The sequence below is a fragment of the Streptomyces sp. M2CJ-2 genome (assembly GCF_016757295.1).
GTDB lineage: Bacteria > Actinomycetota > Actinomycetes > Streptomycetales > Streptomycetaceae > Streptomyces.
In genome coordinates this window covers 1-14,987 of sequence record NZ_JAESIF010000057.1, presented here as the reverse complement: position 1 = coordinate 14,987, position 14,987 = coordinate 1, and the positions used below count along the sequence as shown (strand labels likewise).

15 protein-coding genes are annotated in these 14,987 nt (G+C 70.5%); 8 read left to right on the top strand and 7 right to left on the bottom strand.

The features are described 5' to 3' along the window. Positions 1-168: 168 nt before the first annotated feature. Positions 169-534: a helix-turn-helix domain-containing protein gene (locus JL475_RS29870; RefSeq protein WP_202281091.1), complete on the bottom strand. Its 366-nt coding sequence runs from the start codon at positions 532-534 to the stop codon at positions 169-171. An 83-nt stretch (positions 535-617) separates the two neighbouring features. Between JL475_RS29870 and JL475_RS29865 the strand changes: the two genes are divergently transcribed. From JL475_RS29865 to JL475_RS29850, 4 genes are all read left to right on the top strand, one after another. Beyond that, positions 618-1,526, top strand: coding sequence for an NAD(P)-binding domain-containing protein (locus tag JL475_RS29865; RefSeq protein WP_202281090.1), 909 nt, complete (start codon positions 618-620; stop codon positions 1,524-1,526). Between the two features lie 138 nt (positions 1,527-1,664). Further along, positions 1,665-1,829, top strand: coding sequence for a hypothetical protein (locus tag JL475_RS29860; protein WP_202281089.1), 165 nt, complete (start codon positions 1,665-1,667; stop codon positions 1,827-1,829). A 205-nt stretch (positions 1,830-2,034) separates the two neighbouring features. Further along, positions 2,035-2,538, top strand: a complete 504-nt coding sequence (locus JL475_RS29855; protein ID WP_202281088.1) for a hypothetical protein — start codon at positions 2,035-2,037, stop codon at positions 2,536-2,538. A gap of 177 nt (positions 2,539-2,715) precedes the next feature. Continuing rightward, positions 2,716-3,621: a hypothetical protein gene (locus JL475_RS29850; protein WP_202281087.1), complete on the top strand. Its 906-nt coding sequence runs from the start codon at positions 2,716-2,718 to the stop codon at positions 3,619-3,621. Between the two features lie 65 nt (positions 3,622-3,686). On the opposite strand, the gene JL475_RS29845 is transcribed toward JL475_RS29850, so the two are convergent. Beyond that, entirely contained in the window at positions 3,687-4,937 is a 1,251-nt protein-coding gene (locus tag JL475_RS29845; RefSeq protein ID WP_202281112.1) for an MFS transporter, read from the bottom strand. A gap of 464 nt (positions 4,938-5,401) precedes the next feature. On the opposite strand from JL475_RS29845, the gene JL475_RS29840 reads away from it, so the two are divergent. Beyond that, positions 5,402-5,785: a VOC family protein gene (locus tag JL475_RS29840; RefSeq protein ID WP_202281086.1), complete on the top strand. Its 384-nt coding sequence runs from the start codon at positions 5,402-5,404 to the stop codon at positions 5,783-5,785. Between the two features lie 3 nt (positions 5,786-5,788). On the opposite strand, the gene JL475_RS29835 is transcribed toward JL475_RS29840, so the two are convergent. The 5 genes from JL475_RS29835 to JL475_RS29815 form a co-directional block, all read right to left on the bottom strand. After that, entirely contained in the window at positions 5,789-6,676 is an 888-nt protein-coding gene (locus JL475_RS29835) for a class I SAM-dependent methyltransferase (protein ID WP_237408658.1), read from the bottom strand. A gap of 245 nt (positions 6,677-6,921) precedes the next feature. Further along, positions 6,922-7,557: an HAD family phosphatase gene (locus JL475_RS29830; protein WP_202281085.1), complete on the bottom strand. Its 636-nt coding sequence runs from the start codon at positions 7,555-7,557 to the stop codon at positions 6,922-6,924. Between the two features lie 197 nt (positions 7,558-7,754). After that, entirely contained in the window at positions 7,755-8,798 is a 1,044-nt protein-coding gene (locus JL475_RS29825; RefSeq protein WP_202281084.1) for a PHB depolymerase family esterase, read from the bottom strand. Between the two features lie 255 nt (positions 8,799-9,053). Further along, complete coding sequence (locus tag JL475_RS29820) at positions 9,054-9,545, bottom strand: universal stress protein (RefSeq protein WP_202281083.1); 492 nt, start codon at positions 9,543-9,545, stop codon at positions 9,054-9,056. A 5-nt stretch (positions 9,546-9,550) separates the two neighbouring features. Next, a complete protein-coding gene (locus JL475_RS29815) occupies positions 9,551-10,807 on the bottom strand; it encodes an SLC13 family permease (protein WP_202281082.1) in 1,257 nt (418 codons plus the stop codon). A 185-nt stretch (positions 10,808-10,992) separates the two neighbouring features. On the opposite strand from JL475_RS29815, the gene JL475_RS29810 reads away from it, so the two are divergent. Genes JL475_RS29810 through JL475_RS29800 form a run of 3 tightly spaced genes read left to right on the top strand, consistent with a single transcriptional unit; the run spans position 10,993 to position 14,791 of the window. Next, positions 10,993-11,517 carry a (2Fe-2S)-binding protein gene (locus JL475_RS29810; RefSeq protein WP_202281081.1) on the top strand — a complete coding sequence of 175 codons (525 nt, stop codon included), beginning with the start codon at positions 10,993-10,995 and terminating at the stop codon, positions 11,515-11,517. 11 nt (positions 11,518-11,528) lie between these two features. After that, positions 11,529-12,557 carry a xanthine dehydrogenase family protein subunit M gene (locus tag JL475_RS29805; RefSeq protein WP_202281080.1) on the top strand — a complete coding sequence of 343 codons (1,029 nt, stop codon included), beginning with the start codon at positions 11,529-11,531 and terminating at the stop codon, positions 12,555-12,557. Then, a complete protein-coding gene (locus JL475_RS29800; protein ID WP_202281079.1) occupies positions 12,554-14,791 on the top strand; it encodes a xanthine dehydrogenase family protein molybdopterin-binding subunit in 2,238 nt (745 codons plus the stop codon). Before JL475_RS29805 ends, JL475_RS29800 begins: the two co-directional genes overlap by 4 nt. Positions 14,792-14,987: the final 196 nt, after the last annotated feature.

The following is a 14,987-nucleotide window of genomic DNA, read 5'->3' as shown; positions in this document are numbered from 1 at the left end:
GAGACTCCCGTCCCCACCACGGCGTCCGGCCGCAAGCGCATCTGCCGTCTCGGTCTTTGCCGCGCACTCACCCTGGCGCGACCCGCGAGAACCCTCACGGAATTTCTCCGCAGCGGATCAGCCGGGGGTGCAGACGGTCCCACGTCTACGTGGTCGCCTTCCGCGAAGTCACCTGCCCGTGGCCGTCACGACCTGCTCGATGCCCTCGCGACGCATCCGCTCACTTCCCCAGATGCCGAGCTGCCCGAGCGCTTGATTGAGCGTGCGTCCGTGCTCGGTCAGGGAGTACTCCACCCGCGGCGGCACCTCGGCGTAAACCTCCCGGTGCACGAGACCGTCCGCCTCCATCTCGCGCAGATGCTGCGTCAGCATCTTCTCGCTCACTCCCGGCAGAGCGCGACGGAGCTCAGCGAAGCGGCATACACGACGGGAATCGAGTTCCCAGAGGATCAGCCCCTTCCACTTGCCGCTCACCACGTCGAGCGCAGCGTCGATGCCGCAGATGTAAGGCCCGCGTCTCGGTGCCTTGGCCATCACTGGTCCCCTTACTGAAAGGTAAGTACCGCAGAAAACAGTGGGTACTTCCGAGAGTAGTGGCGCTCTTCGAGGATGGAGGAGTGAACGAACAACGGAACCTCACCACCAGGCAGAACAGTGCTGTCACCGTGATCGGACTCGGCCCGATGGGCCGGGCGATGACACGCACCCTCCTCACCGCCGGCCACCCGGTCACCGTCTGGAACCGCACCGCCGGTCGGGCCGACGGCGTCGTCACCGACGGAGCGACGCTCGCGGCGACACCCAGCGAGGCGGTCGAAGCGAGTGACCTCGTGCTCCTGAGCCTCACCGACTACCGGGCGATGTACGACGTCCTCGACAGCGCCACCGAATCGCTCGCCGGCCGGACTCTGGTCAACCTGAGCTCCGACACCCCCGGCCGCACACGCGAGGCAGCAACCTGGGCAGCGGGCCACGGCGCCGCCTTCCTCACCGGAGGTCTCATGGTCCCCGCGCCGATGGTCGGCACGGAGGCCGCCCATGCCTACTACAGCGGCCCCGACGAGGCGATGCAGCGCCACCTGGCGACGTTGGCACTGCTCGGGACACCGAAGCATCTGGGCGCGGACCCAGGCCTCGCCCAGATGATGTACCAAGCCCAACTCACCCTGTTCCTCAGCACCTTGTCCGGACTGATGCACGCCACCGCGATGCTGGGCACCGCAGGAATGAAGGCCCGGGAAGCGCTGCCGGAGTTGCTCTCCTCCGCCGACTCGACAGGCGACATCCTGAGGGCCGGTGAAGAGAACCCCGGCGCCGCGCTCGACGCCGGAGAGCACCCCGGCGACCTCAGCACGGTCACCATGATGGGTGCGACGTCCGACCACATCGTCGAGACCAGTACGTCACTCGGCCTCGACCTCGCGCTCCCCCTGGCCGTGCAGGCCCACTACCGGCGCGCGATCGAGGACGGACACGGCGGCGACAACTGGACCCGCATCATCGACGGCATCCGAGAACCGCGCTGACGCCGGACGCGGGACCGACGAACACACGCCCCAGCCGCGACGCACGTGGCCGACCCTGGGGCCGCCGGCTTCGGGGGCCGTGTCCGGCAAGGACAGGTGTGCCCACGGCGGTCGTCGGAACCGGGACCATCCCTGCGGGTGCGGGTGCGGGTGCGGGTGCGGGTGCGGGTGCGGGTGCGGGTGCGGGTGCGGGTGCGGGAGTGGCTGCACCAGGTCGAGGACGGTGTTCCGCCGGGTGGTGTGGAGGCCTCCGAGGGCCCGGTGCTGCGGGGCCGGAGACGGATGTCGTGCCGAAAACCGTGAGCAGTCGGCGAGCGCGTGTCACTTAAGCGCTCAAACGAGCGGTATTGGGGCAATGGCGTCCGAAGTGCTCACGGCTTTGGGACGGTGTCCTCCTCGGGCGTGGAAGTGTGTCCCGGCATCGCCACCTCGACGTTCAACCGCGCCCCGATTGCAGGCAGGATGGCCCACGCGGCGAGCGTCGCCGCGAGACCACGGGAGCCCCTGCATGGCTGAGCACCATCCGTACCGGATCGGGACCGGGAGAGGGGACCTGACGCTGATCTGGCGGCCCGGAGAGGGAGATGCCCCCGATGAGTTCGCCGTCGACGGCCTCGGAAGGCTCCTCGCGTTCCATGACCTCGAGACGCTGCGGGAATACTGCGGTCGCAACGACCGGGAGCTCATCTGGGAGGACGAAGCCGCTCTCGATCTGGCCGCCGTACGGCGGTGGGTCGAGCACCCTGACCCAGGCTCGGTGTCTGCGGGACTGCTGCTGGACGCGTGGAACTTCTTCGAAGACCTCTCCCGCAGTCTGAAGGTCGGCCCGCCCCTTCCCTCCCAAGGGGCGATCCACGACAGCGCCTACGAAAAGATCTTCGGCGGTGACGCTCTCGAACCGACCGCTGGTGAAGGAGCCTGGACGGGCGAGGAGACCGCGGTCGTGCGCGAATTCCTCCGCGTGGGGCTGTGTATCTGGGAGCAGGCCGTGCGGCGGGCGGTACCGGCCTGACCGAATCTCCGGAACTTCCGTACGCACTCGGTCCGACCGCCGCTGTAGTACCAGCCCGGAAACCGCTCCCCGCACCTGCGGGGAGCGGTTCCGACACGGGCAGGTCAGCATCGCGGCCCGCGTCGTCGAAGCTGCCCCGAAGGCAAGGAATGATGACACCGGATGGGGGAGGGGCATGTGAACGACAGAGTGAAGCGGCCGCCGGGGCTGCGGGTGAAGGAGCCGGGGCGCCCGCACGGCTCGCGGGGGCCGCAGCCGATCTCCGTTTCCATGGTGGCGGTGCTGATGATGGCTCCGACGGCCGTGGAGATCGTGGGCTTCGTGGAGATGGCAGGGGAGTCTCCGATGCGCAGCGGTGGTCCCGGCATCGTGTTGCTGATGCTTCCTTTCCTGTTCTGCTTCGGTCTTCCCGTGGCGTTCCTGGGCACGTTGTTCGGGGTGTTGCCGACGCTGTCGGTCGCCGTGTGGGCGGGGCGACGGTGTGCCGGTCGGCACGTGGAGTGGTGGATTCCGGCGGTGGCCGGTTGCTGGGCGGCCGCGGTGGCGCTGTGGCCGGCGGTGAGGGGGAACGGCCTGGAGACCTGGCTGTGGGTGTGGCTGTCCGGCACGGCGGCGCTGTCGACGGTGACGCTGCTGACGCGGTGGGCCCTCACCCGTGGACGCCCGTACGGGACGGTCGTCGGGGTCGGCCTGCTGTCGGCGGTCGCCGTGGTCGCCGTGGGGTCCTTGGCTTACGGGACCGGGCTGGTGGACGAGTACGCACCGCCCCGGGTCCACGCCGCGGACCTGGTCGGCACGTGGAACGACGGCCGTGGCGGCGCGCTGCGGCTGGACGAGGAAGGGCGTGCGGTGGCCACCGGCACCTGGAGCGAAGGTGGAGTGGAGCCGACGGACGGGAGATGCGAGGGCTCGGGCACGTGGAGGTTCGCACCGGACGACAACCCCTGGCTCCAGAGCGTCACCATCGATGTCGGCGACTGCTGGTCGGGGCAGTGGACACTGAGCGGTACGGACGGCCGGCCCAAGCTGAACTACCAGCTCGGAGACACGGACTCGCCCGAGTGGTACGTGCTCACCCGATGAGAAGGACAGGCGCACCGGCTGGTGCGCAGTACCCGCGTTTGTTCGCGGCGGCAGGGGCCAGGCCGTCACGCAGCCGGGGCCGGAGCCTCCGGCGGGGCGGGAAGCGTGCGTCCCAGGCGGGCGAGTGGGGACAGGGCCATCAGTGCCGGTGACAGCAGCATGCCTGCGGCTGTCACCAGGAGACTGGTGCGCGTCCCCCATGCTTCCGCGAGGAAGCCGCCGAGCAGCGAACCGAGCGGGGGCAGCCCCATGCCGACGAAGTTGATCGTCGCGGTCGCGCGGCCCTGCATCCCGTCCGGAGTGAGGGTCTGCCGGACGGCCATGAGCGTGACGTTCACCAACTGACCGAAGGCCCCGAACACGAAGCTGATCACAAGGAGCGCGGGAACCGTCACCGCGGAGGAACCGTGCAGTGCGGGCACACACAGGAACACGCCGTCGCCGAGTGCCGCCGCGGACACGAGCACGGCGCCATGCCCGAACCGGCTCGGCAGGCGGGCGGCCAGCAGCGAGCCCAGGAGCGCTCCGGGTCCCGTCGCCGACAGTGCCAGCCCGACGGCGGTGCCCGACAGGTGCAGGTCCCGCGGCAGGAACAGCAGATAGAGGGTCGTCACCGCCGCGAAGAAGAACTGGAAGGCGGCCGACGCGAGGCACACGGCCCGCAGCGAGGGGTCGCCGGCGACGAAGCGGAGGCCCTCCCGGATCCGCCGCCAGACCCGAGGGGGATGTTCCGAGCGCTCGGGGACGGATTCGTGGCGACCGATCCGTCGGATCGACAGGAACGACAGCGCGAAGAACAGCGCGCTGGAGGCGGCAGCGATCGGCGCCGACAGCACGGACACCAGCGCACCACCGAGGGCGGGGCCGCCGATCTGCGCCGCGGACCGACTGCCCTCGAGCGCACTGTTGGCCCGCACCAACTGATCGCGTTTCACCAGCCGTACCAAGGACGCCTGGTACGCCACGTCGAAGAACACGGACAGTGCCCCGACGGCGAAGGCGACCACGAGCAGCGCCGGCAGGACGAGCCAGCCGAGGAGGCCGGCCACGGCGGCGGCGCCCAGCGCCAGGGCCCGGCCGGCGTCCGTCAACACCATCACCGTGCGGGTCCGCCACCTGTCCACCCACGCGCCGACGAAGAGCGAGAGTAGCAGAATCGGCGCCTGCCCCACCGCGCGCAGGGCGCCCAACTGGCCGGCGCCGGCGTCGAGCGTCAGGACGGCGAAGAGCGGCAGAACCACCAGACTCGCGTGTTCGCCCAGTTGGGAGGCCGTCTGGCCCACCCAGAGCCGGCGGAAGTCGCCGTCCCGCCCCAGGCTTGACGGAGCAGGCCGAACGGAATCGGATCCAGCGGAGGAAGCGGAGGAAGAAGACAGCACAGGGCCCCTCGGATGACCGAAGACGAGAGCCGCCGGCCGGCGCACGCCAGGCGCACCGACGGTTTCAGGCAGCGGGAAGGGAAGGCTCGCTGTGCCGCGCTGTGAGGGCAGCACGCGATGACAGGCCGCTCGCGGCCTCAGACGTCAACGCGTGCTCGGACGAACGACCATGTCTTCGCTCCTTGTGAGTCACTCGCTGCGCGAACACTAGCTCCCACCCGGCAGGGCACGAAAGGCGATTAAGGGCCGGGCGGGCGGCGGGAGGAGTCCGCTGTTCACGCCGGGGCACGAGGGTGGGGCGGCTCAGCCCGTCGTTCGGCCCCGAGGCCGCTGAGCCGTGTGCACGAAGGCCGAGCGCAAATCGGTGGCGTCCGGGGCGGAAGTCGGGAAGGCTTGCGCGCATGGTTTCGGTGGTGCAGAACGTGGCGATCGACTGTGCGGATGCCTACGAGCTGGCCCGGTTCTGGAGCGGGGTGACCGGCCGTCCCCTGCATCCGGAGGACAGACCGGGCGACCGGGAGGTTCAGGTGCTGCTGGCGGAGGGCCCGGTGCTGCACTTCAACCAGGTGCCCGAGGCCAAGACGATCAAGAACCGGATCCATCTGTGTCTGCGCCCTGAGACCTCGCGCGAGCAGGAGGTGGAACGGCTGCTGGGCCTCGGCGCCACCTTTGTCGCCGATCACCGGAATCCCGATGGCTCTGGTTGGGCGATCCTTGCTGATCCCGAGGGCAACGAATTCTGCGTTCTGCGCAGCGAGTCCGACCGAGCCGCGATGAGCTCCTGACGCTCACGCGCCATCCTGGCCGGGTTCGCATGACTGCTGGTCACGCTGCTCGTCGATGGCAGGGGTGCGAACGGTCGCCTCGATCCGACTCCGGCTCCGCTGGTGCTCCGCGCCTGTCCGGTCGTCCGAGCCGGTGGCCGACGACGGTACCTCGAGGACGAAGAACAGGAAGGTGGGTTTGGTCGAGAGGTCGTGGAAGTCGTCGGGGAACAGTTCACGGGCGGCCGGGTCGGGCTGCGGCTCGCTGATGACGGTAAGGCGGAAGCCGGCGGTGGTGAAGGCGTCGGTCATCGCGTGCAGTGGCTTGCGCCAGAACCTCATCGGGACGGACCGCCCGTCGAACGTCCAGTCGAAGGTGTAGCTGGTGGTCGCGGAGTAGTCGGGTCGAGGATCCTGGATCGTGTAGGCCACGAAGGGGTGATCCACCGACGCGATCAGCCGGCCGCCGGGCCTGAGCACTCGCCGCACCTCGGCCAGCGTCGGCCCCCAGTCCTCCAGGTAGTGCAGCACCAGCGACGCGACCACGTCGTCGAACGCACCGTCGGCGAACGGCAGACGGTCGCTCAGGTCGACCAGGTGCAGGGCCACGTCGTCACCGAGCCGCCGCCTGGCCAGTGCCAGCATCCCGGCGCTGGCGTCGATGCCGGTGACGACGGCGCCGCGGTCGCGCAGTGCGGCGGACAGGGGGCCCGAACCGCAGCCGGCGTCCAGGACCCGGCGGCCGGCCACGTCTCCGGCGAGGGTCACCATCGCGGGCCGCGCGTAGTACGCGTTCACGAGGTTGTCCTCGGTTTCCGCCGAGTACGCCTCGGCGAAAGCGTTGTAGTCGTTCACCCGAGCCGGATCGGCGGACTGGGCGAAGTTCTCGGGCACCTCGGTCACGCGTTCCATTGTCGCAGTCTATGAGCCGCATGATCCGCCGGACAGGACCTGGTGGAGCGGCTTGACCCCGCGGCCCGTGGTCGCCCGGGTCAGCCGGAGGCCGGTGCCTTCGGTCAGGACGATGTGCGCGTGATGCGGCAGCCGGTCGACCGTGACCGTGACGAGCGTCCCGTGCTCTTCCCTGAATCTCAGGGCGGCTCAGTCCCGTTTGCGGGGTGGGTTCTTGCCGGCCCGTCTCGGAGCGCGTTCTTGCTTCAGGACCTGGCCAAAAGTCCTTCTGCGAGCAGTAGTTCCTGTACCTCGGCCAAAGAATCGGCGCACATGTGCGCCTGCCGGAGGGATGCTTCCGCATGGGTGGTGGTCAAACCGATCACCTTGCAGCCCGCCGCCACAGCCGCGCTCACTCCTGCCGGCGCGTCCTCGACGACCAGGCACGCGGCGGGGGCCGTGCCGAGCCGGGCGGCAGCAAGGGAGAAGCAGTCCGGGGCGGGTTTCGCGTGTTCCACGTCGCTGCCGTAGACCTGCACCGCGGGGAGGGGGAGGCCGGTCGCCGTGAAACGCTCCGTGACGGAGTCCCGGTCGCCGGAAGTCACGATCGCCCAAGGGCTGTCGGACAACGCCTCCAGCAGATCGGCAGCTCCGTCGATCGGCGGGAAACCGCCCCTTTCCCGGGCCAACAGCTCATCGAGCGCCTTTCGCTCGGTGGTTGCGTCCAGATGCGGAGCCGCGTCCCTGACGGTGTCCTCGGGGCGCCGTCCGAAGGTGAGCGTCCAGACCTTCTCGGGATCCAGTCCCCGTGCTCGTGACCAGGAGGTCCAGACTCTCCGGTGGGCGGCTGCGGAGTCCAACAGGACTCCGTCCACGTCGAAGAGCACGGCAGAGATCGTCATACCGGCATGATCCCGGGCAAGAACAGGCACGGGAATGGGAATTCCAGGCACGAGAGAGGGACGTCATTTCTCGCGAGGATCCCCGCCTCCGGGTCGGCGCACATGTCGTTCCCGAGATGCCCGGGAGAGCCGCTCACCGTGAGGGCGGAGCACGTCGGGGTGGGCCCGCGGTACGGGCCCACCCCGGCGGGTGGGGCTCAGCCGCCGAGTGCGGAGACCATGTTCATGATGGTCTCGACCTGGGCACCGCCCTTGATGGGGTAGTTGGTGGCGCCGAGGTAGCCCCACCAGTCCCAGCATCCGTTGGGGTTCACATAGGACGACGTGGCCTGCGGGTACAGGACGATCATCTTGTTGTTGTCGGCGTACTGGTTGAGGTTGGCGCGGTCGACGAAGGTCGTACCGATCTTGTCGTACCCCTGCAGGCAGCCGTGCAGGGAGACCATCAGGCGGCAGCTCTGCCCCGACTCACAGGACTTGGGGACGTAGGCGAACCCGGAGCTGCCCATGCTCAGGGTGCTCGGCATTCCGTTGACGGCGTGGGTGCTCTGCCCGAACTTGATGAGTTTGCCCGTCAGCGGCCCGGTGTTGGGGGAGGAGACCGAGCCGAAGAGCTTCTGCAGCAGCGCTCTCTGGGGGTCGGTGCCGCAGTTGTTCAGGTACGGCGCGCTGTTGGCGGTGCAGCTGTTCGGCCCGTACGGGGTGACCCAGGAATGCCCCGCCGCGGAGGTGTTGTCGTAGGTCACGTTCGCGCCGAAGTGCTGGTAGAAGGCCTTCCCGGCATCGCCGACCGAGGGCTTCACCACGGTGTCGTTCTTGCCCTGGTAGAGGTACACGGGGCTGCCGGACAGGTTGCCGACCGGGTCGATCCACCCGTAGGAGGACCAGGTGGAGGTCCTCGAGGTCAGAGTGCTCGTATAGGTGGGGTAGATGTTGTCCCCGCAGCCGTACAGGGCTTGGTAGACGTTGTTCTGGGCGCAGTAGTACGGTCCCGCCCCGAAGATCGCCGCGCCCTTGATCTTCTTCGAGTAGGCGACGTGCAGCTGACCTGCCATGTAGCCCCCGGAGGAGATCCCGGAGACGTACACGCCGGATATGTTGTGGCCGGTGAGACTGCCCGAGACCGGGGGCACCGTGTGGGGAGTGGCGGCCTGGGCGGTACCTGCCGACGTCAGCAGGGCCACCAGGACGGAGAGTATCAAGGCGGGGGACCACCGGAAGAAGCGTTGACGGGCTCGCATCAAGTGCACCTGCTCCCTGAGGCATGAGGTCCGGTCGAGGTGCCGGTCCGTGCGGTAGCGGAACAGTAGAGGTGACACGAGAACACTGGCGATGTGTGCGGCACACATTCAACAGTGAACCAAAGTGGCTCAAAGACACTGGTCCTGACGACCGGTGCGACGGGCACAGGCCTGCTCGCCGTGGGCCGTGGCCGTGGCCGGCGCTTCGGTCCGGTGTGCCGCTCTGCGGTGCGGTCCGGCGTTCGGTGTCTGCGGCTACCGGTGGTGGGGCGGTGGGGGTGGGATGGTGGTGACGTCGGGGGCGGTTTCGGGCCAGACGAGCAGGACGGGACAGGGGGCGTGGTCGACGACGAAGCGGCCGGCGGGGCCGAGACTGCGAGGCCCGAGACGGGTGCGGTCGCCGTCGCGGGCGAGGACGAGCAGGTCGGCGCCTTCGGCGGCGGCCACGACTTCCCGCTCGACGCGGCCGGCGCGCTCGACGCGGTCACAGGGACGCGCCAGACGCTGCGCGGCCTCTGCGAGGAGCCGTTCGGCGGAGGCGGTGGCCAGGTGCTCGACCGCCGTGCCGGGGTCGCGTTCGGGACGGCCACGGCCGAGCAGCCCGGCGAAGGCGCCGTGCGCCGCGCCGGGGGCTTCGGGACCGGTGACGTGCAGCAGCACGATGTCGGCGGCCTCGGGGGCGTGGCTGCGGGCGGCGTCGACGCAGGAGGGCCAGGTGCCCTCGGTGATCCAGGCGATGACTCTCACGGTGATCAGCCTCCGATGACGGTGAGTGAGGTCCACAGTGCCACCACCGCGAGCAGCAGGGCGGCGGGCACGGTGCACAGGCCGAGCCGGGTGAACTGACCGAGCTCGACGTCACTGTCGTGTTCGCGCACGATGCGCCGCCACAGCAGGGTGGCCAGGGAGCCTGCGTAGGTGAGGTTGGGTCCGATGTTCACCCCGAGCAGCACCGCGAGGACGGCACCGGGCCCGGACGGTGCGGTCAGGGGCAGCAGCACCAGCACGGCGGGCAGGTTGTTGATGAGGTTCGCCAGCACCGCGGCCAGCGCCGCGACGGCGAGCAGGGCCGCGAAGCCGGTTCCGTCCGGGACGAGACGGCCCAGGCCGGTGGCGAGGCCGTTGTCGACGACCGCGCGGACCACGATGCCCAGGGCCAGGACGAAGGCGAGGAACGGGACCGCGGCGGCGCGCACGAGGGCGGCGGGCCTGGTGCGGCGCTGCGCCAGAGCACGCACGGCCAGCACGACGGCGCCGGCGAAGGCCGCCCAGGCGGGGTTGACCCCGAGGGCGGAGGTCAGGACGAACCCGGCCAGGGTGCAGGCCACGGTGGCCAGGGCGAAGACCGGCAGCTCGCGGGGCTCGGCGGTGGGCGGAGTCCGGGCTCCGGCGTCCAGGTCGGTGGCGAAGAACCGGCGGAAGACCACGTATTCGGTGGTGACGGCGACCAGCCAGGGCAGGGCCATCAGGGCGGCGAAGCGGGTGAAACTCAGTCCGCTGGCGGTGAACGCGAGCAGGTTCGTGAGATTGGAGACCGGCAGCAGCAGCGAGGCGGTGTTCGACAGGTGGGTGCAGGCGTAGACGTGCGGTGTGGGCCGGGCGCCGAGCCGGGCGGCGGTGGCGAAGACCACCGGGGTGAGGAGCACGACGGTGGCGTCCAGGCTGAGCACCGCGGTGATCACTGACGCGGCTGCGAACACCTGGACCAGCAGGCGACGCGGGCGGCCCGCCGAGGTACGGGCCATCCACGCCCCGCACGCGTGGAACAGGCCCTCGTCGTCGCAGAGCTGGGCCAGGACCAGGACGGCAGCGAGGAAGCCGATCACCGGTCCGAGCCGTGCGGCCTCGTCACGGGCGTGGTCGAGCGAGATCGCTCCGGTGGCGACGACCACGCCCGCGGCCGGGACGGCGACGACGGCCTCCGGCCAGCCGAACGGGCGGACGACGGCGCACGCCAGCACCGTCAGGAGCAGAACGACGGAGACGGCCTCCGCCAGCGGGGGGCTCACGATCAGATCTTCTCCCAGCCGTGCGGTCCGGCGGCCGGGGCGTCCGCCGGACGGTGGATCACCGCGGTCTGCCCGGCCCGCCCGCCGGGGGTGGCCGTCACCGTCGGGTGGCCGCCCCCGCGGGCGTTTGCGGCGCTTTCGGGTGTCCAGGAGAATGAGGGGGCCGGCTCTTCTGGAGGTGTGTCATGCCCGCACGCGGCCCGACCCTCACCGAGCGAGGCGCGGCACTGCTGGAACAGGGCCCCGGCCCGGTCCGGGTCGCTCTGTCGGTCAACGGAACCGAGCGCACCCTGGACATCGAGCCACGCGTCAGCCTGCTCGACGCGCTGCGTGAACACCTGCACCTGACGGGCGCCAAGAAAGGGTGCGACCAGGGGACCTGCGGGGCGTGCACCGTGTGGGTCGACGGGCGGCGCGCGCTGGCCTGCCTCACCCTCGCGATGACCTGCGAAGGCCACGAGATCACCACCGTGGAAGGGCTGTCCGGGGACGGCGAACTGCACGAGATGCAACGGGCCTTCATCGCCGAGGACGCCTTCCAGTGCGGCTACTGCACTCCCGGCCAGATCATGTCCGCCGTGGCGCTGGTCCATGAGGGGCACGCCGGGGACGACGACGAGATCAAGGAGTGGATGAGCGGCAACATCTGCCGCTGCGCCGCCTATCCCCACATACGGGCCGCGATACGCGCCGCCCGCGACCGTATGTAGGGAGGCGCCCGGTGCGGCCCATCACCTACCTCCGCGCGACCGACACGGCGAGCGCCGTCACCGCCGTGAGCACCGACCCCACCAGCGACTTCCTCGCCGGGGGCACCACCGAGGTCGATCTGCTGCGCCAGAACGTGCTGAACCCGCGCCGCCTCGTCGACATCAACGATCTCCCGCTGACCGATGTCGAGGGCACCCCGGCAGGAGGGGTGCGGATCGGCGCGCTGGCCCGGATGAGCGACGTCGCCGCCGACCCCGTCGTCCGTGAGCGTTTCCCGCTGATCGCCCAGGCACTGGAGCTGGGAGCGTCCGCACAGCTCCGCAACATGGCGTCCATGGGAGGCAACCTGCTCCAGCGCGTGCGCTGTTCGTACTTCCGCGACGCGCAGTCCCCCTGCAACAAGCGCGAGCCCGGCACCGGTTGCCCGGCCGTCGAGGGCTTCAGCCGGGGGCACGCGGTGCTCGGCACCAGCGAGCACTGCATCGCCACGCACCCCTCGGACGTGGCCGTGGCTCTCGTCGCGCTGGACGCCCGGGTGCGCACGACGGGCCCGCACGGCGAACGCGCCTACGCCATCGACGACTTCTTCCTCCTCCCCGGTGACTCCCCGCACCGGGAGCACCCCCTGGAACACGGTGAACTGATCACCGGGATCGAGGTGCCCGCCACGCCCGTCGCACGGCACTCCCACTACCTGAAGGTCAGGGACCGCGCGTCGTACGAGTTCGCGCTCGTCTCGGTCGCGGCCGCGCTCTCCGTCGTGGACGGCGTGATCGCCGACGTGCGGATGGCTCTGGGCGGAGTGGCCACCAAACCCTGGCGGGCCAGGCGGGCCGAGGACTTCCTGGTCGGCGCACGCGTCCAGCGGGACAACTTCGCCATGGCCGCCCGTGTCGAGACGGTCGATGCCCGGCCGACCCCCATGAACGCCTTCAAGGTCGAACTCGTGCAGCGCGCCGTGGTCCGCACCCTCGAGCTGCTGAGCGACGGAACGGGATCCGGGTCCGAGCGCGCACCCGGGACCGGGAGCCCGCCATGACCACGACGACACCGTCCGCCATCGGACGGCCCCTCGACCGCGTCGACGGCCGCCCCAAGGTCACCGGGGGCGCGCGCTACTCCGCCGAGATCCCCCTCCCGGACATGGCGTACGCCTACGTGGTCGGCTCCCGCATCGCCGCCGGACGGGTCACCGGGATCGACACGAGCGCCGCGACGGCCGCGGAGGGCGTACTGGCGGTGCTCACCCACGAGAACCTGCCGAGGATCGCGGAGCAGCCGCCGCTGGTGCCCTCGCTCGCCGGCACGGCGGCACCCGGACAGACGTTCTTCCCGATGCAGGACGACGTCGTCCACTACGCGGGCCAGCAGATCGCGCTCGTCGTCGCCGACACCTGGGAACGCGCCCGGCACGCGGCGCGCCTGCTGCGTGTCTCGTACGAGGAGACCGCCCCGGTCACCACGCTCGACCAGGGCCGGGACCGGGCCTACGTGCCCGAGAGGATCTTCGGAGGGTGGATACCGGGGCACATCGAGCGCGGAGACGTGGAGGCCGGGCTGAGCGGCGCGGACGTGCGGGTGGAGGGCACGTACACCTACGCGGCGAACCACCACCATCCGATCGAGCCGGCCGCCACCACGGCCGACTGGGACGGTGACACCCTGCTGCTGTACGACTCCACCCAGGGAGTCAACGCCACGCAGATGACCGTGTCACGGCTGCTCGGCGTTCCGATGTCGCGGATCCGGGTCATCGGCCACTACGTCGGCGGCAGTTTCGGCTGCAAGGCGATGGTCCACGCCCACCCGACGCTCGCCGCCATGGCGGCGAGCGCCGTCGGCCGGCCCGTCAAGCTCGCCCTCACCCGCGAGCAGATGTTCACCTCCGTCGGCCATCGAGAGGAGCAGGAGCAGCACCTGACGCTCGGCGCGACACGCGACGGCCGGCTGACCGCCGTCCGGCACCACAAACTCTCCCCGACCTCCCACTTCGACGACTGGGCCGAACCCTCCGTCGGCATCTCGTCGCAGATCTACGCGTGCCCCGACTACCAGGGCGTCTACCGGTTGTTCCGGGCCAACACCATGACCCCGACGTTCATGCGGGCGCCGGGTGAGGCGACCGGCATGCACGCGCTCGAGTGCGCGATGGACGAACTCGCCCACGAACTCGGCGTGGATCCCGTCGAACTGCGGCTGCGCAACCACACCGACGTCGACGCCATGTCGGGCTTCCCCTGGTCCAGCAGCGGGCTGCGGGAGTGCTACGAGCGCGGAGCCCGGCGGTTCGGCTGGTCCGGCCGCGATCCCCGGCCGGCCGTGCGCCGTGAGGGCGACTGGCTGATCGGCACCGGCATGGCCACCGCGGCGTATCCCGTCGCCCCGCTCGCCAACCCGCAGCGCGCCCGCGCGCGTCTCTACGCCGACGGGACGGCGGTCGTCCAGGCCGCCACCCCCGATTTCGGCACCGGCGTCGCCACGGTCATGACCCAGGTCGCCGCCGACGGACTCGGCATGGGCGTGGAACGCTGCCGCTTCGAGAACGGGGACAGCGACCTGCCCACCATCGCCGCCGCGGTGGGTTCGGCGGGCGCCGGCATGATCAGCGCGGCCGTGCACAGTGCCGCCACCGCCCTGCGCGGCCGGCTCATCGACAAGGCGGTGAACGACGCCGGTTCACCTCTGCACGGCGCGGACCCGGTCGACGTCGTGGTACGGGACGGCGTCATGACCGCCGGGACCGCGTCCGAGGCGTACACCGATCTGCTGCGGCGCACGTCCCAGCCGGACGTCGAGGCCTTGGGCCAGTGGAACCCGCCCGCCCACGACATCCCCTACGGGATGATGACCTTCGGCGCCCAGTTCGCCGAGGTCGCGGTGGACGCGGAACTGGGTCTGGTCCGGGTGCGGCGCATGACCGGCGCCTTCGCCCCGGGCCGGGTGCTCAACGCCAAGACGGCCCGCAGCCAGCTGATGGGGGGCATGCTGTGGGGGCTGGGGCAGGCGCTGCTGGAGGCCGACCACACGGCGCCGGACACCGGCCGCTGGGTCGACTCGAGCCTCGGCGAGTACCTCGTCGCGGTCAATGCGGACGCTCCGGACGTGGACGTCGAGCTCATCGAGGTCGAGGACGCCATCGTCAACCCGTTGGGCGTGAAGGGCGTCGGCGAGATCGGCCAGGTCGGCGTGGCGGCGGCGATCGCCAACGCCGTGCATCACGCCACCGGGCGCCGGGTGCGCAAGCTGCCGATCACGATCGAGGACCTCCTCTGAGGACAGCGGGTGTCCTTGAGGGACGGCGGACCTCCCTCGAGGGCATACGGACGAGGGCATACGGACCGTCCCGCCGGGCGTCCCGGGACAGGCCGTGACGACATCGGTGCCGGCCCCCGCCCCCGAGTTCATCAGTTGATGGGCACATGAATGGGTCCGGGGCGTCGTTGTCGCAGGTCAGCGCGATGCGGCCTGT